General features: G+C 34.9%; 20 protein-coding genes. 8 read left to right on the top strand and 12 right to left on the bottom strand.

The features are described from left to right. Position 1 precedes the first annotated feature (1 nt). From P162_RS11030 to P162_RS10995, 8 genes are all read left to right on the top strand, one after another. A complete protein-coding gene (locus P162_RS11030) occupies positions 2-583 on the top strand; it encodes a hypothetical protein (protein ID WP_031427460.1) in 582 nt (193 codons plus the stop codon). A gap of 1 nt (position 584) precedes the next feature. Next, the gene (locus P162_RS11025; protein ID WP_031427459.1) at positions 585-1,427 is read left to right on the top strand and encodes a hypothetical protein; all 843 of its coding nucleotides are present in this window, start codon (positions 585-587) and stop codon (positions 1,425-1,427) included. A gap of 10 nt (positions 1,428-1,437) precedes the next feature. Beyond that, positions 1,438-2,052, top strand: coding sequence for a conjugal transfer protein TraK (locus P162_RS11020; protein ID WP_031427458.1), 615 nt, complete (start codon positions 1,438-1,440; stop codon positions 2,050-2,052). Positions 2,053-2,171: 119 nt separating this feature from the next. After that, positions 2,172-3,101 (top strand): conjugative transposon protein TraM, encoded by a 930-nt coding sequence (traM, locus tag P162_RS11015; protein WP_031427457.1) that lies wholly within the window; start codon positions 2,172-2,174, stop codon positions 3,099-3,101. A 31-nt stretch (positions 3,102-3,132) separates the two neighbouring features. After that, positions 3,133-3,966, top strand: a complete 834-nt coding sequence (locus P162_RS11010; protein ID WP_031427456.1) for a DUF4138 domain-containing protein — start codon at positions 3,133-3,135, stop codon at positions 3,964-3,966. A 7-nt stretch (positions 3,967-3,973) separates the two neighbouring features. After that, a complete protein-coding gene (locus tag P162_RS11005; protein WP_031427455.1) occupies positions 3,974-4,339 on the top strand; it encodes a hypothetical protein in 366 nt (121 codons plus the stop codon). Positions 4,340-4,539: 200 nt separating this feature from the next. Further along, positions 4,540-7,560: an Eco57I restriction-modification methylase domain-containing protein gene (locus tag P162_RS11000; RefSeq protein WP_081868416.1), complete on the top strand. Its 3,021-nt coding sequence runs from the start codon at positions 4,540-4,542 to the stop codon at positions 7,558-7,560. Next, positions 7,550-8,296: a hypothetical protein gene (locus tag P162_RS10995; RefSeq protein ID WP_008610926.1), complete on the top strand. Its 747-nt coding sequence runs from the start codon at positions 7,550-7,552 to the stop codon at positions 8,294-8,296. Before P162_RS11000 ends, P162_RS10995 begins: the two co-directional genes overlap by 11 nt. A gap of 132 nt (positions 8,297-8,428) precedes the next feature. On the opposite strand, the gene P162_RS10990 is transcribed toward P162_RS10995, so the two are convergent. The 12 genes from P162_RS10990 to P162_RS10930 all read right to left on the bottom strand — a co-directional run bounded on the left by P162_RS10990 (position 8,429) and on the right by P162_RS10930 (position 19,708). Continuing rightward, a complete protein-coding gene (locus tag P162_RS10990) occupies positions 8,429-10,009 on the bottom strand; it encodes a type IV secretory system conjugative DNA transfer family protein (RefSeq protein ID WP_031427452.1) in 1,581 nt (526 codons plus the stop codon). A gap of 9 nt (positions 10,010-10,018) precedes the next feature. Continuing rightward, positions 10,019-11,050 carry a MobB family relaxase gene (gene mobB / locus P162_RS10985; RefSeq protein WP_031427451.1) on the bottom strand — a complete coding sequence of 344 codons (1,032 nt, stop codon included), beginning with the start codon at positions 11,048-11,050 and terminating at the stop codon, positions 10,019-10,021. 11 nt (positions 11,051-11,061) lie between these two features. After that, entirely contained in the window at positions 11,062-11,442 is a 381-nt protein-coding gene (locus P162_RS10980; RefSeq protein WP_031427450.1) for a BfmA/BtgA family mobilization protein, read from the bottom strand. A 444-nt stretch (positions 11,443-11,886) separates the two neighbouring features. Then, a complete protein-coding gene (locus P162_RS10975) occupies positions 11,887-12,084 on the bottom strand; it encodes a hypothetical protein (protein WP_031427449.1) in 198 nt (65 codons plus the stop codon). Between the two features lie 11 nt (positions 12,085-12,095). After that, entirely contained in the window at positions 12,096-12,476 is a 381-nt protein-coding gene (locus P162_RS10970; RefSeq protein ID WP_031427448.1) for a DUF6876 family protein, read from the bottom strand. A gap of 83 nt (positions 12,477-12,559) precedes the next feature. Further along, positions 12,560-12,904 (bottom strand): single-stranded DNA-binding protein, encoded by a 345-nt coding sequence (locus P162_RS10965; protein ID WP_031427447.1) that lies wholly within the window; start codon positions 12,902-12,904, stop codon positions 12,560-12,562. Positions 12,905-12,978: 74 nt separating this feature from the next. After that, the gene (locus P162_RS10960; protein WP_031427446.1) at positions 12,979-13,323 is read right to left on the bottom strand and encodes a single-stranded DNA-binding protein; all 345 of its coding nucleotides are present in this window, start codon (positions 13,321-13,323) and stop codon (positions 12,979-12,981) included. 682 nt (positions 13,324-14,005) lie between these two features. After that, positions 14,006-14,164: a hypothetical protein gene (locus tag P162_RS17705; RefSeq protein WP_164076249.1), complete on the bottom strand. Its 159-nt coding sequence runs from the start codon at positions 14,162-14,164 to the stop codon at positions 14,006-14,008. A 606-nt stretch (positions 14,165-14,770) separates the two neighbouring features. Continuing rightward, on the bottom strand, positions 14,771-15,562 hold the full coding sequence (locus P162_RS10945) for a UPF0489 family protein (protein ID WP_164076248.1): 792 nt from the start codon (positions 15,560-15,562) through the stop codon (positions 14,771-14,773). Further along, complete coding sequence (locus P162_RS10940; protein WP_031427442.1) at positions 15,555-17,834, bottom strand: hypothetical protein; 2,280 nt, start codon at positions 17,832-17,834, stop codon at positions 15,555-15,557. Before P162_RS10940 ends, P162_RS10945 begins: the two co-directional genes overlap by 8 nt. Positions 17,835-17,844: 10 nt before the next feature. Then, complete coding sequence (locus P162_RS10935) at positions 17,845-18,948, bottom strand: nucleotidyl transferase AbiEii/AbiGii toxin family protein (protein WP_031427441.1); 1,104 nt, start codon at positions 18,946-18,948, stop codon at positions 17,845-17,847. Continuing rightward, positions 18,941-19,708 carry a DUF6577 family protein gene (locus P162_RS10930; protein WP_031427440.1) on the bottom strand — a complete coding sequence of 256 codons (768 nt, stop codon included), beginning with the start codon at positions 19,706-19,708 and terminating at the stop codon, positions 18,941-18,943. Before P162_RS10930 ends, P162_RS10935 begins: the two co-directional genes overlap by 8 nt. Positions 19,709-19,900 lie beyond the last annotated feature (192 nt).

Genomic DNA, 19,900 nt, shown 5'->3' with positions numbered 1-19,900 from the left:
TATGAAGACAAAAATCAAAATTTTACTAATGACAGTAGCATTGACCTTATTTATGTCGGGTAACGCTACTGCACAGGGAATGCCCACTTATGACAATACCAATTTTATCAGCTTGGTAAAACAACTCTTAGAATCTGGCAAGCAGACAGCTCAAATGATTAAGTCTGTAAAATTTTTAAAAGATGCAAAAGAGGCCATCGAAAAGGTTTCAAGTGTGGTTCAGCAACTTAGAGCAGTTCAAGAAATTGCAGACAACAATCAACGCCTTATCAATGTAATGCAAAATGATTTACAGGATATTTTAAACTCGCCTTACATCAAACCAGATGAAGTTTCAAGAGTTGTGGAATCATTCGATGCCATAGTTCAAAATTCATTGGACACGGTGGATTTTATTGATAAAATCCTGTCCAGCGACTATCTAAAAATGAGCGATGCCGAACGTGCCGAAATTCTTAAAGCAAAAGAGTTGGAATCAAAGCAAATGGTTTCCAGCATAACCACTAAAACAAAACGCTATCGTGATATCATTTCCTTCAGAAAAATGCAGGATAAGGTAAATAACCGCGAAACAGGATATTAAAATGACCGCAACTATACTTTTAGGGATTGGGTTGGAATACATAGATGCGGTGTTCCAGACCATACAGAGCAGCAACTTCTCGCAATACACTATTGCAGGGATGAAAACACTTGCTGTTCTGTTTTTTCTGGTCAACATTCTTAAAAAATACAATGAGGGTATTGCAGACAAAGACGGTTACACTTGGGGATTGAGTCCGGGCGAATTGGCCAAGAATTTTGCGGTCATTCTCTTGGTCATTTTCTCTACACAGGTTTTAGGTTTCTTCGATGGTATTTTGGTTGCTATCGAAGGTCAGTATCGAGGTACTGCACCAACATTATTGCCTTTACAAATGCAGGATATTCCCATTGAAGAAGATGTAAGCCTTATTGATGCTGCAAAAAACGCAATGACATTGCTTTACGAAGCATTGGTTACACCGCTCTATGGATTCAAGATATTTTCATTCATCATCGGTATCTTCCTTTGGATTCTTGACCTTTTTATTTATCCGTTGTTTTTGGCTGAACGCTTTTTCCTTTTGGGAATTATGCAGGCATTTTTTCCATTAATCATCAGTCTGGCAGTATTCGAAAAATTCCGTTCGCTCGCCTATAATTTTTTCAAATTGTATGCAGCGGTCTATATGCTCGTTCCTGCTTTTTTTCTGGTCAACGTTTTTGTAAATGCACTCTACACGGAAATAGACACAAACTTTTGGAATAATCTTTTTGGCACCGATGTGGGCGAAGGATTCTTCGCTCCTGTTGTACAGCTTGGTTCGGTTGGCTTTATCGTATTTCTGAAATTTAAACTATACAGACGTGCAACATCTTTCACATTAAGGCTATTTACCAATTAATCCAATCGAAATGAAAACACCTTATAAGAATATTTACAATGTCCTAAAGTTGAATAGGTTTATCGTTTTAGCAGTCGTGGTATGTGCCTTTTTGGCTAGCACATTTTCCGTTTGGATGGCATTTACTACTCATAAAAGTGCGATAAACAGTGCCTTTGCCATCAATACCGACGGTAGTATAATTCCGCTTAAACTCGTTACCCAAAAAGAAAATTTCAGGGTTGAAGCTTTGGCACATTTAGAACTATTCCATAACTATTTCTACAATATCGATGCGAGCAACTATGAACGTAATTTGGAAAAAGCGCTTTGGTTGGGCAATAGTTCAGTTGACAACCTTTATCGCCAAAAGAAAGCGGATGGTGTTTATAACCGATTGTTGCAATATTCCTTGGTTCAGAAAGTGTTGAGTATTGATTCAAAGATAATTGAAAATAATGGTTCATATAGTTTCACTACGACCACCATTTTTGAAATCAATAGAGGTTCCATTATTGACACCTACGAACTGGTTTCAACTGGAAACCTCATAATGGTCAATCGGAACTTCCCAAACAATCCACACGGATTATTGATAACCGATTATTTTGAAAACACCTTAAAAAAACTTAACAATGAAAATTGAGCCGATAATCGGCATTTATAAACCACGATTATGAAATGAGCCATAACTGTTTTTGATACTAATCGAAATATTGGTTGGCGAATTACATCTGACCTTTAAAAACAAATAAATATCAACAGATGAGAGTAGAAAAGAACAAAATAGTATTTGCAGCGGTTTTGGCAGTAATCTTCATTTTCCTGATATCATACTCTATAATGGTTATGGGCGATGATGAAAGTGAAAATGAAAACCTTGAACAGACCTTGATACCCGATTTGGAAGAAAATCAAAAAGAATACGATTCCAAACTGGATGCCATCAATGATTTAAAGGAAGTACGTGAAAACAATGCACCGAGCATCTATGATGAAAAACTGATTGATTCCTTGGGATTCTACGACCCAGATTTACCAGAACGCGAAAAAGAGCGTATTGTAGATAGCATCTATGAAGCTGGCAAAATTCAATATTCATCGAAACGATACCAAAACTTAGGACATAAAAGAACTGTTCGCAAAGCGGTATCAAAAATTGATTCTACTGAAGTAAAAAGAGAACAAAAAATTGAAGCCAAAGAATTAGGCTTAGAACATCAATTGTTCTTTGCCGCATCGCCAAAACCCAACGAGTTTTCAATCATCGGTAATACTGATGAAACCATATATGTAGTTGTCGATGGCGACCAAGTTGTGAAAGTAAATACCAGATTACGAATGCGCCTTACCAAACCTGCAACAATAAACGGTAAGCAGATGCCTAAAAACACACCAATTTTTGGTTTTATAAGCTTTCAGCCCAACCGTGCATTGATAGATATTGAGAACATTAAACATCATCCTACTAAACTCAAAGCATTCGATTTGTCAGATGGTAGTGAGGGCATTTATGTCGAGAACAATTTTAGAGCTGAAGCCACCACCGAAGTCTTGGACGATATTATTGGCGACATCAACATTCCAACCGTACCACAAGTTGGTGGTATATCCAAAGTACTCAGACGTAACAACCGAAACGTAAAAGTTACGGTATTGAATAATTATAAATTAATTCTAAAACCTAAATTATGAGCCCATAATGGGCATTTAAAAACACATTCTTATGAAAAAGTATATCATAATTTCCACTCTTGTTTTAAGTTTCGCTTTCGCGAAAGCGCAAACAACTACAATCCTCGATACCATATATGCTAACGACACCAAAAACGTTGCATTATTCTTCCCTGAACCTATTCGGCAAGGTATAACCGGTTCAGATAATTTTGTTTTTACCTACAATCGTGAAAAAGAACAGTATTTTGGACTTCTACAAGCAAAGCCTGGTAAAGAAAGTAATCTACTGGTAGTCAATAGAAATGGTTCAATTTTTTCGTATATTGTAAGATATAAAAAACAGCTGTCTAAGCTCAATTATTTCATTTCGTTATCCAATAGTATAGGGAATGAGAAACCGATTAAAGTCGATTCTATTCTTGCTGAATCCTCTGAAGAACGTGTAGATAATAGAACATATTACTATCAAAAATTCTGCTCGTATCTTCTTAACAGAAACCAGCGTATAGGTCGAATTAAAAAGCGAAATGAAGGTATCGTTTTGAGTGTTGAGAATATTGTTTTTGATAAGGAAGAACTCTACTTCGTTATCCAGATTGAGAATAATTCTACGTTGGATTATGATTTGAATTTCTTAAAACTCTCTGTTGAAACAAGACAGAAGGGGAAAAAGAAATCGTTACAACGACTGTATCAAGAACCGATTTTCAAACATAATATGCCTTCTAAAATCACAGAAAACGAAACGGTTCGGTTTGTTTATGTCTTGCCGAAGTTTTCGCTATCCATTGACCGCAGAGCAATTTTTGAACTGCACGAAAAAGATGGCGAACGTAATATTGAACTGAAAATATCACATAGTTATATCAATAACCCAAATTAGTAACGTTATGAAAAATTTAGTCATTTGCTCGCTCGTATTGTTGTTCTTCTCGTGTTCAGAAAAAAAGAACCTTTCCCCTTCTGAAACCGCTAAAGTTGTTGCCGAAAGTTTTTATCAAGGTGATGAAGCTACCTTGAAAAAATTTACCACTTCGGAAGGCTATGCAAACCTTTCAAGCATTCAAGCAATGTTTACTGAAGATAAAGATTCAGAAGCTAATTTTAAAGTGGTGGATGAGGCTATGGATGGCGAGGTGGCTTGGGTAAAATATGCAACAGCTTATGACCCAAAACCGGGTGTTTTTAAACTGGTTCAAAAAGATGGCCAATGGAAGGTAACCCATAATGGACCGAGGGATAAAGGGCCTTTTTAAGATAAACAGACTATTTTCGGAATTTATGTGGCTTAAATAAAACATCATTCTGTTCCGCTTGACAAAACAAATACAATTTATCTTATGGATGGTCTATTAAAACTTCTATTTTTGTGTAAATAAATTTTTGATTTCTAATCGAGCCATTAAATAACATATTAAATCAATTAGGGCTAATTGAGCACCGAGCTGTCTATTTTATGGATAGAGCAGATGGTATTTCCTATGATGGATTTGCCCCTGAAGTTAAGCAGAAATTAGAAATAATTAATCCTGATGCTTATTACGTTTTTAATCAGCAACCCTTATTGCTTTTTTTTTATCTTGATGAAAATCATCTGTCAACTCGTGAATTAGATATTCATAAACAAGTATGGTCGTTTGACAATTCGCCTGTGATTTTTATTGTTAAAAATCAAGATGTAAAAGTTTACAATGCTCTTAATTACCATAAAAAAGAAAGAACTCTGGAAGAAATTCCCTTAAATGCAGAGGAAAGACAATCAAAATTTTCTTTTTGGAATTTACAAAGCGGACTTACTTGGAAATGGTTGCAATATGAATATTTCGAAAATACAAAGAAAAATAATTTTCGGAAACGGGTAAATGATCGATTGTTTCAAAATATAAGCTCTGTTAGACAAATTTTAATAAGTAAGCCTGATGGACTTACTGAAAACGAAGCAAATTCCTTAATCCTCCGATTAATTTTTATTCGTTATTTGATTGATAGAGGGGTTAAAATTGACGATGATGAAATCACAGGAAATAGCATTGATGAGAAAAGATTTAGCTTTAGTAAAATAATTCAGGATCCTGCCAAATTGGACAGCTTGTTTATTAAGTTAAATAAAAATTTCAATGGGGTTCTATTTAAAGAATTCGATATAAAATTAACCTCAAGCCAATCTCAATTTCTAGCAGATGTTTTTAAAGGAGAAGTCCAAGAACAAGGAACCTTGTTTGATGGATATTATTTTCACATATTTGACTTTTCAATTATTCCTGTAGAAGTAATTTCTGGTATTTATGAGTCATTAATTGATGAGGAAAAAAGAAAGTTAGATGCTGCGGTATATACACCTCCTTTTTTGGTGGAATATATTTTAAATGATACCATAGATAAGTATTTAGAAAACAGTCATACATCTTCCTGCAAGATTTTTGAGGTTGCGGTGGGTTCTGGAATATTTTTAGTCCAGTCTTTAAGAAAGATGATTGAAAAAGAAATTAACTTAAATGGCAAAGAGAACAATAAGGATTTCAGTACATCTATCAGGAATATAGCTAAAAACAATCTTTTTGGTATTGATATTAATCCGGAGGCTTTAAAAGTAACTTGCTTTTCAATATATATCGCTCTCTTAGATTACCAAAATCCAAAGGATATAGAAAAATATCCTTTCCCGAATTTCTTAGGAGAAAATTTATTTGAAGCAGATTTTTTTGATCTTGACCACAAATTCAACGAGATTGTTATAGGACAAAAACCTAATTTTATTTTAGGAAATCCGCCTTGGAAAAAAGATAAATCGTATAAACACTTAGAATGGGTCAATTCCAGTAATACTTATAGCAAAAAAATTAAGGGCAAATTAGAAATTGCACAATCCTTTTTATTGCGTTCGAATGATTTTATGCAAGTTGATACTGTTACAGCCTTAATAGTAACCAGCACCGTTTTTTATAATGTTTCAACTACAACCAGAGAATTTAAGCATAAATTTTTAACTTCCTTCTGCTTAAATAAGTTTTTAGATTTATCAGCTGTCAAACAATCTCTTTTCGAGCAGCAAGAGAGCCCAACTTCGATAGTCTTTTATCGCCAAGCGAAAAGTGAAAATCATCTCGAAAATTCTGTCGAACATTTGAGTATAAAGGTGAACTCATTTTTAAAGTATTTTAAAATGTTGGTCATTGAAAAATACGACAACAAGAAAATTGCTCAAAAACATTTTGTTGAAAATGATTGGATGTTTAAAGTCGCATTATATGGAAATATTTTAGATTTTGGATTTATAAAAAGGTTAGAGTCTCAAAATACATTAAAAATATTAGATTTAATAGATGAGAAAACTACTTTCAAAGGAGCTGGTATAGAAAGGGGGCTGGATGCAAAACCATATCCAAACTTAATTGGACTGCCAATAGTTGAAAATAGTGAAATAAATGAATACTATACACAGGTAAATAAGGCCAAAACTTTAGGAGAAGCAGATGTCAAACTCTCAAGAGGGAGAAAAATAGAGATTTTTAAAGGGAGTAAAATTCTATTAAAGGAGCAGAGTAAGAATTGGAATAAACCAGTCATTTCTTATTGCGAATCGGACTCGGTATTTAGAAAGGGTACTTTTGCAATCTCTTCATTTAATAAAAATATAATCAAGCCTATTTATGGTTTATTGATTTCAGAAATGGCTACTTATTATATGTTTTTAATTGCGAGCGCTTGGGGTGTTGGTACAAGGCCCGCTATTCGATTTGTAGACGAATTTTTGAACATTCCTTTTAATAAGCCAGATAATTCATTGAATGAGGAGCTTATTAAATTGGTAGATGAATTTTTGAATTCTTTCCGAAAGCATTATTCAGATTTTAATCTAGGAGAGCCTGAATTTGATGACAAGATTTTCTTAAAAATAAATGGGTTAATTGCTGAAATTTACGAAATTAAAGACTATGAAAAAGATTTAATAGATTATGCCCTTAATGTCTCGAGATACCAATTCCAAGAAAGCAAGCAAGATTTGGTTACGGATTTCACTCACTTTAATTTTAATCATTACAGAAACCAAGATTTCGTTCTACAAAAATATGCAGAAGTTTACCTAAATGAAATTGGGAACCTTTACGAGGATGAATTTATTCAAATAGAGATTTACATTTTAGATTATTTCATTGCAATGAACTTTGTTCTTTTAAATGTAGAACCGGAAGAAAAAATTATATACCCAAAAGATAAATTTGATGAAAAAGAAGTATTGCAAAGGTTGGCAGACAATTTAAGTATATCTCAAATTACAAATACGCGTGATCCTCTAAAAAACTTGTATCTACAAAAGGACATTAAGGGATTTGAAAATAATTCATTTTATATAATTAAACCAAATGAGTATAAATGTTGGCATCGCGCCATCGCTTGGTATGACGCAGCAGAATTTAGAAACACTATTGAGCAAGCAGAGTTTAATGACTTAAGTAATGAAGTTAATGATTTCTGATGCATCCCAATTCATACAACATAGGAAAAATACTTTTTCTATAACTAATAAAAGAATACAGCAAATAATTTCTTACGTATGCGAATGTTACGGGATTTGTCTAAAGGAAAAAACAAAAAATCCATACTCTATTAATGCAGTCAAAGAGAATAGTACATTATCATTTGAGGACTATTTGAAATTTGATTTAGTAGATAATTATCTCAACGTTAAAAAACACCTATTAAAAGATAAAATCTCAAAATTAGAAGATATTCATTTTGCTGCTGAAACCCAAGAAAGATATATAGACCTTGTTGATTCTAAACAGAAACCCGATAAAATTGATATATACGTGGATAGATTAGGACTTCAAAGCGAATGGATGTCCAAAAATAATCAGGTCTATTTTGCAATAGAATGTAAACGAATCAGAATTTTATCGGACACAAAAGCTTATATAGGTGACATTAGAAAAGTAGCAAATAGAAATCACACCAATTTAAGGCTTCCTTTTGAGGGACAAATAGCCTTCATTGAGAATTTGAATATAGACCATCACAAAGTAATGACAAAAGCCAATAGTATTTTAAAAAAAGATATAGAAATCAATACTCTTCAATATTTAAAATTCCAAAGTTTTCACAGTTTTTTTCAAAATACCTACAGTTCAGTTCACACAAAAAATTTTGGGGGAAAAGAATCATTTTATGTTTACCATCTACTATTTGACTATAGTCAGATAGTAATGAATTAATCGGCGAATAAGTTTTAATGGTACGGTTTTTGGAATACTATAGATGATTCATTCCATCCTTTTTCTCAATATAGATGCAGAAAAGCTCAATGATATTTAGGTTAACGAAGAAAGTGAGGTCTTTTTTCCTTACTATTCAAATATAGACCTCGCTTCCTCAAAAATCCTCTCAAAATTAGCCTCCAAATCCGCCTGAGAATATTGCTTCGATTCTTTTGGAAACTCTCTTTTTATGTTGGCCAATTTAAACTGCACCTTCTTATCTTTCCCATCAGCATACGTGATAAACTCGCCCTGTTTTAATCTGAAAAACACATCTGCTCTAATTTTCGGGATTTCCTTTTCGCCTGTAGTAATACGTGTATCAAAATCCAAGTTATGCCCACGACTTATACTTTTTGTTGGGTCTTTGATAATCTCAAAAAAGCGTTCATAGTATTTGGCTGTATCTGGGTCGTTGACCTTGCCAAAAAACTGATAGGAAAGATTGCTCAAAATTGCCTTGCTTGCCTTATCGCCATACATCATATCGTTTTGGATTTTGTCCTGCATTACGTAAATCGTAGAAATGTTATAGCTCCGCAGGGTTGCTGGGATGCGGTGCATATTCAAAAGACGAATAGTGGGGGCTTCTTCCATCATAAGAAATGAAGGGTTTGCATTGCGCACACTCATTTGTTTTGTAATGGTATGGATAATGGTGGCGATTACAGGCGAATACGAAGTTTCAAATTTGGGATTGTTCACAACCGAAATCACGGTAGGATTTTCAGGACTATTTATATTGAGTGGTACTTCATCCGCAGACAATGCCATAAAAATCCGTTGGGTGCTGATTCTTTTAAGCGCATTTGCCAAGGTGCTTTTCACACCTGCAGTTTGCCTTTCGGAATCCTTTCCGCTAATAAATGCATCCGCCATTGCCCTCGATGTGGTATTGGTTTCCAAAAACTGGATAAGGCTTTCTGTATCCAGATATTGATAAATGGCAATCAAGTGTGGAAGGGTACAGAATTGTGGATAGGTAGTTTTTAATTTCCAAATCAATCCACCAATCAAGCCTTCCGCAGCATCATTAAAAAATTTTGTAGTTCCAGTTGTTCCTGATTCCCTTTGTTCCAGAAGGTTTTCAATTAACACCCTTGAAACCTCATTTACGCTTTCCTCGTTCTCTAAATAGCGTGGCGCAATAGGATTTACCCTATGTATGATTTTATCAAAGGAAATGACCTTAAATGGGATATCGCCATCCTTAAAGAGTGGATAAGCCATTTCGGTAAGCTCAAAATCCTTGTAGTCGTGGATAATTCCGCAAAACCCTTCTTTTTCGAAGTGTTTCAAAAAACCATAGACTACACTTTCTGTCTTTCCACTTCCGGCAGAACCTATTATGGATGCACCTCGTTTGATGTTATCCAGTTTAAAATTTCCTTTCGTGGTGGCAAAATTGACTTGATATTTGGCATTTCCACTTTTAGGCTCGTCCGTTTTATGCAAGAATACATACATTCCTATATTAATTAATGTCAGAGGACAAACCAAATAAAGTGCTATTTGAAACAATGGTAATTGTTCATTTAAATAATACACAAAAGCACCAATCAATAGAAAATTGACGACAAATGCATATCTGCTTATCCGAAATATTCCATAAAAAACACTACTGGCCAAACCAATAATAAAAAGTACCGTTACGAGATTGTCCATTTGCATAGTTTTAGATTAGATTCCGATGGAACTCGATTTGATGGCCACTTCCGCACCACGTCGTAGCCTATTAAAAATTTTCATTGCCAATTGTGCCTGTGTAACTGGAATACTCGGCATCATCGGGATGCCACTTTTCCCCATTATTTTGAACGCCAATGCTTTTTCGTTGGTGGGCAGTTTCATTAGTGAAGCAAAATAGATTTTCGGATTCTTGATAAAATCCTTTCTTGCTTTATAGGTTTCAGCGAAGTTCCTTTGATAGCCAAAAGTCTTATCAAAAGTCTTTTCTGCTTTCTCAAAAAACCCATCTCTATCAAATCCCCGTTTTACCGTTTTACCATTTAATTCAACGTCGGAAGCTTTATATTTACTTCCAGGTGACAAACTGAATTTATTGGAAACATCCTTACGGCTCACAATGATGTGAATATGGCTTTGGCTGCCCTCCTTTTGCATTCCCTGTACTATTCGTTTTCCGTTCTGTTGGTGCGGTGCTTCTCTTTCTAGTTTCCCAATCTCTTTTTCCATTTTTTTTAGATTTCCTTCCGCTCGCCCTTCTTGCACATTTCGGACTTCAGTTTTTAGTTGAAGTATTTTTGTAGCATACGGTTGGTTTTCTTTTATCTGAAAGTCCGTGCCTTTGAAGGTCCTTTGATGTTCAATTTTTGCATAATATTTAATATCATCGATGTTAATGGGTCGCCCATTGATTTCGCGATTAAATGAAGCCACATAATCCTTCATAATCTCACGGGTGTATTTTTGCAAATCTTGACTATGATTCTGCAACCGTTTGAGTTCGTATTTAGATGGGCTTACGGTAATAGAATAAAACCGTGGTTCGTGTTTTTCAAGTTTTGCAGTATTGCCGTCTATTTCCCTGACCACTTCTTCTGCTGAAATCTCGTCGCCATCTTGGTTAAAGAAATGCTCCATATCCTGCTGTTCCAATCCTTGATTTTCCTTCTCCAGATAGCCAACAAAATCAGCCGAACTTTTAGAATAATTACCTCCTATTTTTTGAGGTGTGATTGTAATGTACATAGCTCAAAAATTTACAGTTGGTTACTTGGATTTTGTTTTTCACGGAAGCGTACTTCCTTTTTTTCTTCGGCATATTTCTTTTCCAAAATCAGCGGTTTTTTGTTTGGCTGTTCTGTCTCAAAAAGGGATTGAATCATTGCGACCGTTGGTTTGGTTTGTGTCTTTTCAACATCACGCATTATAGCGATGACTGCATTGATTCTTTTTAATAGTTTGGCTTCGATGGTTCGCCCTGTCGGACCTAACTTTTCTTTTGGCGATATCTCATTATAGAAGAAAAAATCAAGAATGGCTTCCATCGTTTCAGTATGTGTTTTGAAGTGCTTTTTTGAAAATTCTTGAAAACGTTTGGCAGTTTTCCTTTTGAACCTGATGGTGATGAATGAATCCATTTTCTTTCGCTTTTATTGTGCATTTGACGTAAATCCATCCCTGTTTACAGGTTGTTCAAGGGCATTTGACGCAAATTGAAGAAATTTATATAATCCATTAATTTTCAAGTATTTGAAATTCAATGGTTTATACGCTAAAAGGAATATGTAACGTGGCTCTGCCCGTTACCCTCTTGCTATTCCTTTTCGTCACGCCAAAGCGTGACAAAAATTTCATACAATCTGGCTAAAAAGCAAATTGCCCTTTTAGGAATTCGGAAATTCCAATATGTAAAATATAGATGGATACAGCTACCAGCGAAAGTTAAAAATGGGATAACTATATGAATTTATGTGTGCTGAATTTCAGCGAAATAAAGATACGCTTTTTTCTCGACTTGAAATTAATTGCATACAAAAACACCTCCAAAAATTTAGAGGTGCTTGACTATAAAGTTTAGAAAATTAGATGTTGAAAATAAACGTATAGGAATATAAATTTCGCAATGCTTCTTCCTCTATCATCGTTTCAAAACAGGTATAATTTTCTCTTACGTATTTGCGAATATCATCGCCAAATTTTCGTTCCACATCCTTTTTGGAATCTTCCAAAAGACGGTTTTGAGTTTCCTCGCTCAAGTCTGTAAAATTCAGATAAACCATAGCTTTAAAATTTAGTATTCGCTTGGTAACATCAGCGTATCATTTACAAAAAATAACCGCAGTTCATCGAGTGGAAAATCGGTTGCCCGATAACCGTGTTTTTCCAAAATATTATCATTGCCATCGCTGTAAATTATCTCGGCTTCATAACCCGAATAATCCTGTTTTTCTTCGGGCAATCTTTTGAAGTCTATGGTTATAAATTCGCTTCGGTTCATCAGACTTTTTGCAATCACGGAAGTGTCCGTAATGAGCCAAAAACAATCTGCCACATTAGCAAGATATTTTAGTCCGTCCGTAAAACGTGTTCTTAATAATGGGATTTGATAGAACATTTCCGTTCCGTGAAAATGTTGCAATCCTTCTTTGATTTCGTTAACTTGTGCTTTCATTGTTCATTTATTTTAAGTGAATAATTAAAAGAGGGCACGAACTAATTGAAAACTGGTATCTGTGCCCTCTTGGATTTTTATGGTTACTTACCATTTTTAGACCCGAGCAAAAGAATTTCTCTTGCTACAACTTCGGTATAGTATCGTTTTTCGCCTTCCTTGGTTTCATAAGAGCGTTGCGCCAATTTGCCCGCAATGGCAATTTGTTTTCCTACTACTGCATATTTCTCAATGATTGAAGCAAGTTTTCCCCAAGCCACAATACTATGCCAATGGGTTTCCGATTGCTTCTGCCCTTTTGAGTCTTCGTAATTTTCATTTGTAGCCATTGAGAACTGCGCCACAATTTTTCCATTTTCAAGATTTGTAACCTGTGGGTCTTGCCCAATGTTTCCAATTAACTGAACGTGATTTTTAATAGTTTTCATAATAAAAGTTTTAAAGATTATTAATAAAAAAAGGGCGCAACGTTTGAGAGGTACGCCCTCTAAAATTTCAATGATTACTTATCATTTTTGCTTCCAAGCAAAAGGATTTCATTTGCTTCGATTTCGGTAACATATCGCTTGATACCCTCTTTATCCTCGTAGCTTCGGGATTTCAGTTTTCCCGTAACACCTACTTCCTTGCCTTTATCAACATATTTTTTAATAATTTCGGCAGTCTTGCCCCAAGCTACAACGGTATGCCAATTAGTTTCGGTTTGCTTTTCGCCTTTGGCATCCTTGTAATACTCGTTTGTTGCGATTGAAAAACGGGCTACTTTTTTTCCGCTTTCAAGGTTCGTGATTGTTGGCTCTTGTCCAACGTTTCCGATTAACTGTACGTGATTTTTTAAAGTACTCATAATAAAATATTTAAAGATTAATTAAAATGCTATCTGAACCATTCAGACAGTTTGCGTTTATATTTTTTTGAAGTGATTTACTTATTATATCTTGAGCGTTTTCCTTTTTTGTTTTTTTTGGTGTCGCTTCCCTTTGTATGTTTTTGTAAGATTTCATAAGTTTTATTTTAGATTTACTTCCCATAGCGCCCTCGCTGTTACCTTTTTTTGTTGCTGATACAGTTTCAAGATTTTGAAATGATAAGGACTTATAAAAAGTGAAGCGCAGCGTAACGGTTTATGCAGTCTGTTCAAGTTCAAAATGTTGGTATTTTGCTGGCAAAAAAAGGTTAGGGCAGCGAGGGTGCGGAAGTATTTCTAAAGACTTTGTGAAGTACAATAACATAGGAAGTGGCACCAAATGATTAAATGGAATTCCGATTTGGCGGACTCCGTTCACGATTTTGGATTGGGAATGAAGCGTTCCGCTCCAGCGCAGCGGATCGGGTTAGCGGAATGGAAAGTAGAAATTGGGGATGGTGTCCAAGACCTATTTAGAGAAGCTCTTTTCCCGCAATGTAGCTTTTCGCGAAATGCAGGGGAATGTGCTGAACGGGTTATGAAATTCGTATTCAATAAAAGGTTAATATTACTTTGGTGAGTAGTTATCTCATTCTACAAAAGGTTCTTTCTGATTTTCAGATTAAACATTACTTAATACTTGGTAGTAAAGGGGATGCTTTTCTCTGTAGTAAGCTAAATGACTCTCCGCACTTTCAATAGTGTAATTTTCACTACTCAATTGATAATGTTCTTCTGCTTCTTGCAATGAAATGTCGGATTTTACAGTTGTATTTTTCATAATGTTAAAATTTTTGGTTAAACAATATTTGAGCAGAAACCAAACGGAAGCTAAAATCTTGGCTCAAAAGGAAACGGAATAAATAAGCGAGGGAAGAAGAGATGGCTTTATGCCGTAGTCTTTTGATGAAAGTATTTTACGAGTTTACCTTGCGTGTATATTGTATGATAATTAACTTCCTTTTTTAAACGGACTTGATTCACGATTTTGGCAAGGGAATGTAGTGTTACTTTCCAGCATAGCGGAAGGGTTAACGGAATGGAAAGTCGAAATTGGGGATTGTGTCCAAGACCTGTCCAGAGAAGCTCTTTTCCCGGAATGTAGCTTTTCGCGAAATGCAGGGGACTGGGCTGAACGAATTATGAAAACTGTATATCCTTTTGAAGTAGAACGTCAAGCGGACTTAACTTGAAAGGTGTAGGTTGAAATGGAGTTTGACCACTTCCCGATTTTCTTGGGAATGAGTGGGCAAGTGGAAAGGAAATCGGAAGCTTTATAGTTGTGTCCAAGACTTGTTTTAATGAAGCGCTTTGCCTGAAATATAGCTTTTCGCGGAATGTAGGGGAATGGGCTGAATGGCCGTATTATTATCGATTCAATTCATCATCAATATTTAGGTTTCCATTTCCAATTACATTTAGGTGCAAACAATTCTGGACTGAAATAGATTTTGCTAATTAAATCAAGAAACTTATTACTTCTTAAAAGTCCACCGCAATGTTCTGGTTCTGTTGCGATAGTAAATCCTTTTAAACGTTCAAAAATCCAATGAATTAATGGATTGTCCTTATCTAACATTGTACGTATTTCTTGTTCCTGTAGATAGGTAAATTCAAAAGAACCATCACTTAAGCCATTCTTTATCGAAAAGAAGTCCAAGTCTATATCAAAAAATACAGATGTTTCTGATGAATTCAATAAATCATCCTGTAATGTGTCAAAAGTTTTGAATTTTTTGATAGTATGTTTGTTGCCGTACTTATCTATCAATTCTTCATCTTTCCAAGCATCTGGAAAGGAAGCTTGCCTGCAATGCACATAGATATCCCCAATCAAATTGAGATAGGCAGCACATAGAATATGACCGTCATTATTTCCAGCCAGTTTTGCCCAAGAGAATAAAGACACTTCTGCATCACTCGTTAAATCTAATTTATCTAACCATTCTTTTTCTGTTTCACAAGGGTAGCATAAATCCTGATGCCAGTCTAGCGAAACCAAACAAGGTGGATTAGTATTTTCATTTTTACGCATCCATTTGTTCCAATAGAAAAATGCGTATCGATGTTCTTGAAATACTGCAAGTTCTATTGCTTCAGTTTCATTTGTTGGATGCGATAATATTTGTCGTGAAACACCTGGTGGTTCTATGTGATATGGGTTTCTGAATTCAATCATTTTCAATGGTCTTGAAAGGAACAATATCGCTTAAATCATTTTTGATACCTTGTTCACGTAGTGGCGAAGTGATATTCAACTGAACGACATCTCTATTTTGTCTCCAAATAATCTCTGCGATGAATGCAATTGTTAATTGTACAGATTCCGCTGGATTTTGATTTTCATTTGTGTTCCAGCGTTGTCTCAACTCACTATTCTCATCAAGATTCAAGTCGATTACAGAGGCATATACGTTTCTGTCTGGTATAATTGGTTCAAGACGCAGTTCTTTAATCTCATCAGCTTTGAGGTCTGGATGATTAATTCTCGGAAGGTCAGTCTTTGGCAGAACGAATAGTACATTTGTAAAAACTGGCGAAGTCAACCTAATCATATTCTCAAGGAAATCAGGTATTTCGACTAAACCATTGTCGAAAAAACCAAACCCTACAATTAGATGTTTCTCTTTATCGTATTTTAATCTTTTAAACGCATCTTCAAAGTTTTCTCTGTCTATTAAGTATCTACGTGTTCTCGCTCCGAGGAAAGAGTTTGGAATATATCGATTGATTTGGTCATAAATGATTTGTTGTGCAAATATCGAATCATAATTTAGATGTGGTATGTCTCCTTCTGTAAAACCTTCTTTTCGGAAAAGTATGGAACCTCCATTTAGACCGAATCGCATCACAGGTTCATCATTTGCAAAATCATCTTTATTTATTATGAGGCTGTACTGATTAAATGCGTCGTCTATCATCGTTGAACTGCTGGCCAAAAATTGATTGATTTTATTATCAGATAATGGTGCATTTGTTCTATTCTGTTGAATTTGCTCTTCAATTCTAATTCGTAATTCAGGCTCAAAACCTTCTATATCCTCAAAAATAGCATCTGACAAATTATAGCCCAGTAAATCCAATAAGTCTTTATTCTCTAATATTTTGTTTAAACAAAACTTGAAATAGTCCAAAGCATCTTTCCATTTAAGTAATTCAAGTACTTTATTTGGCAATCTTGGTTGTTCGGTAAATTGATGAAACGTATAATAGGGTTGCAAGAAAAATTGTCTTATAAAAAGCAAACATACATATTGACAAATCCAAAAGGTTATTTGTCGTGAGAGGCCTAAATTATCAATGTCTGGAAATGGGTATTTAAAATCTGTAGGCGTAACTCTGTTTACATACCCTTCTTTAAAATAGGCAAACCAGTAGAATATGTCATACATAGAGTTAGGCAATAGGTAATAATCTGGCGGCTGACTTTGTGTGAAATTTAGAATTCGTTTTAGTCCATTATTGTTTTGACGATACAATAACAAGCCACCCAATGCATAGTGAAACTCTAAAAATCTTATCTGTTCACTTTCTCTTATTTCAATTTCCTCCTTGTTCTCATAATCTCTAATATCGATGTTGTATTTGCCAGTTTTCCTCCCTAATTGAAATCTATAATATTGGTGTGCAGTGCTCCAATGCTCCTTTATAAACTTTGCATTGTCGGAAATCTGATAGATATTGCCCCACATACTATCATACGTTTTTTCTGATATTGGAATCTCCTGAAAATCCTGTCCCAACAACCACCAATTTGATACTGCGGGAGATGTCAATCTATCCAATTCAGAAACTTCTTTCCGAAGCAATTTTTTAATTAGCTTACGGGTTACATCATAAAAATAAAATGGATATTCTAAAGCTTCGCTTGAATTATGATTATGACGAATTTTAATAAACTCTTCAGTATAAAACTTACTCAATTCCTCTTGTAAATGGATATCCTCCTTTTCTACAGCGAAATAGGCTATCTCGTTAAGTGAATTGATAAGGTTTTCTTTATATCTACTTTCTTTTGAAATTGATTGATATTTCGCAATCAGATATTTCAATAGGCGAGCTGGTTTTCCGTTGTATAACGCTATTTTGTCAAGCCAGATTATAAAGGATATTACAAGAAAAAAGGTAAGAGTTAATGTCAATAATTTTGCAGAATTTTGCATCCATATTGAGTTTTTCCAAAATAATGGTTCGGCACCTGCAATCAAAAAGGCAAATGATGCGATAGTGAAGAACAACAGCCATTCGAAAGTGGTAACTTTCCTGCTCCGAAATGGCAAAATGCGACCATATGCCCTTTGTGGAAATTCTTGTTCAAAAACTTCGGAAAGATAATTTGAGTCATACCTATTTCCAATATTCGATATTTTATCAATTATTATAGGATAAGCGATACCAATAATGGCTATATCAATCCCAATGCATATTTCTATTATATATTTTAGATTCATTTCTTCATATTTATAGTAATTCCACCGCCTTATACCAATAATAAAATATGCTTTTATCTGGCTGTCGTTTTAGTTTGTTCAAAAATGCCCAATCTGCTTTTTCAATGTTAAGTTTACTTATGTCTTGTCCTTTGTAATATTCAATTTCTGTTATCTCATCTTGCAACAATATAGCATTCAAATAAGCTACCCTGGCAGAAGCTGCAAGGGCTTCCTCTATTCTGAAATTTCCCGTCATAAGAAATGCACTTCCAAAACTGCGTATGCCACGGTTTAATTCGTCAAACTTCTTTTTTGTTTCCTTGGTTGGGTTACGTTCCCTTTTGGCGATGATGGCACAGGTGTCTATGGCATCCCAAAGCACATCTGTTTCTTTGAGGTTTCTGCCGCTGAAATCTTTATCCGAACTGCGATATGATAGTTCCGCTTTCGCAAAAGCTGAAAAGCTTTTTTTAACCATTGCCATAGCCGTAATGTTTTCAAATAGCTTTCCTAAATCGAACAATTGCTTACAGATTTCCATTGCAAATAACTGGTCGCCCTTATAATATGGAATACCGATGGTCTCTGGCGCAAAAGCAGTAAGCTTGTCGCCACAGATGGAATTTACCGAAGGTGTGGTAATTGATATTATAGGCTCATTAACCGATAGCCAAGGAATTTCAATGGAAGATTCTATGAGCTCTGGATAATGTGGGCTGTCAAAAAGAATATCCAACAGAATGGTTCCTGGAACGTTCGGGTTGTAATCTGAATCAAATTCAAAAGTATAATGTGCCTTTGGAACGCCTTCTTTATAACTTCGACGTTCATTCAAAGTGTGGCTTTTAAAATGTGAGTTGGCAACAACCGCATCAAGGATTTTTTCCAATGGGTCACGCTCTACACTCGAAATAATATCGATATCTATTGAAAACCGATTGCCTTCTTCAAGTAAAAGCACCAGTGAAGTGCCCCCTTTAAAGACAAAATCAAGTCCTTCTATTTTTAGATGTTCCAACAATGAAAATGCGTGAACCATTTTTTCCAAAATGGTCACATTAATGCCTTTATGTTCTTTTTTTGACCGAAAAATACCCAGCCACTCTTTTGTGAAGCTTTTGTTTTCAATCATTGATTATGTCCTCTAAAATATTCGGTATGTGGTTATTCATAAATTGCTTGATTTCCTGTTCTTTCTTTCGTCTTTTCGCATAGCTAAAGAGCTTTGTGAAATTAATACTGTATCGCTCAAGTATCTTTTCATAAATATTTATGAGTTCAGAGCCTTGGTAAAAATGGTACAGGTTTTCATCGGCAAACAAGTCCACCATTATTTTTTCAAGTGTGGCGACTGGAACTAAATTTTTTTTGTCTTTCAATTTACTTATCGGTGCTCTGGTGACGAGACGTTTTATGACCACGGGGACAGCACTCTCGGAAATGTAGAATTCAATTTCCTTGTCATCGGGATTCAAGAAAAAATCCATTTTCAACGAATCGTTGAGATAATAGTATAGTGATTCTGTAAATTCTTTTTCCACTTCTACTACAATCATTTGATTGGATACTTGATGCAGAGTAAATTCATTTAGCCATTGGTTTTCCCATATAGCATATTGGATTTCCTCAAACCGTTCATTGGTCTTACTTGCTATTTTTAGAACACTATCAGACAGTACTGGTCTATACTTGGGTTTATGGGATATAACATACAATCCACGACCAATAGTTTTGATGATGTCTTTTTTCTTCAGGTCGTAAATGCGCCAACTAAATGTACTTTCCTTCAAATCCGGTTCAAGGTCCAAATAAAACTGAAATAGCTGGTCCCTATCAAAGGAACTTTGCTCTTTAAACGCTTCTATAAGCTTGTTTTCTATAATTTTTGGCATAATACAATATCAAAACTTTGCCAAAAATACAAAAAAGTGGCGAATATTTGAAAACTAATTATCGCCACTATGTCAATAAAGTGGTAAATATTTGAAATGGTTATTTCTAATAGAAATTATTGGGATTTGCCAAAAGAACATCATATTGAAATGAAAAAAAATCCAGTTTAAGGTACTGGATGAACCTTTATT

The sequence above is a fragment of the Flavimarina sp. Hel_I_48 genome (assembly GCF_000733945.1).
Lineage (GTDB): Bacteria > Bacteroidota > Bacteroidia > Flavobacteriales > Flavobacteriaceae > Leeuwenhoekiella.
Note: the sequence above shows the minus strand (reverse complement) of the source record. Positions and strands in the feature narration are given on the sequence as shown.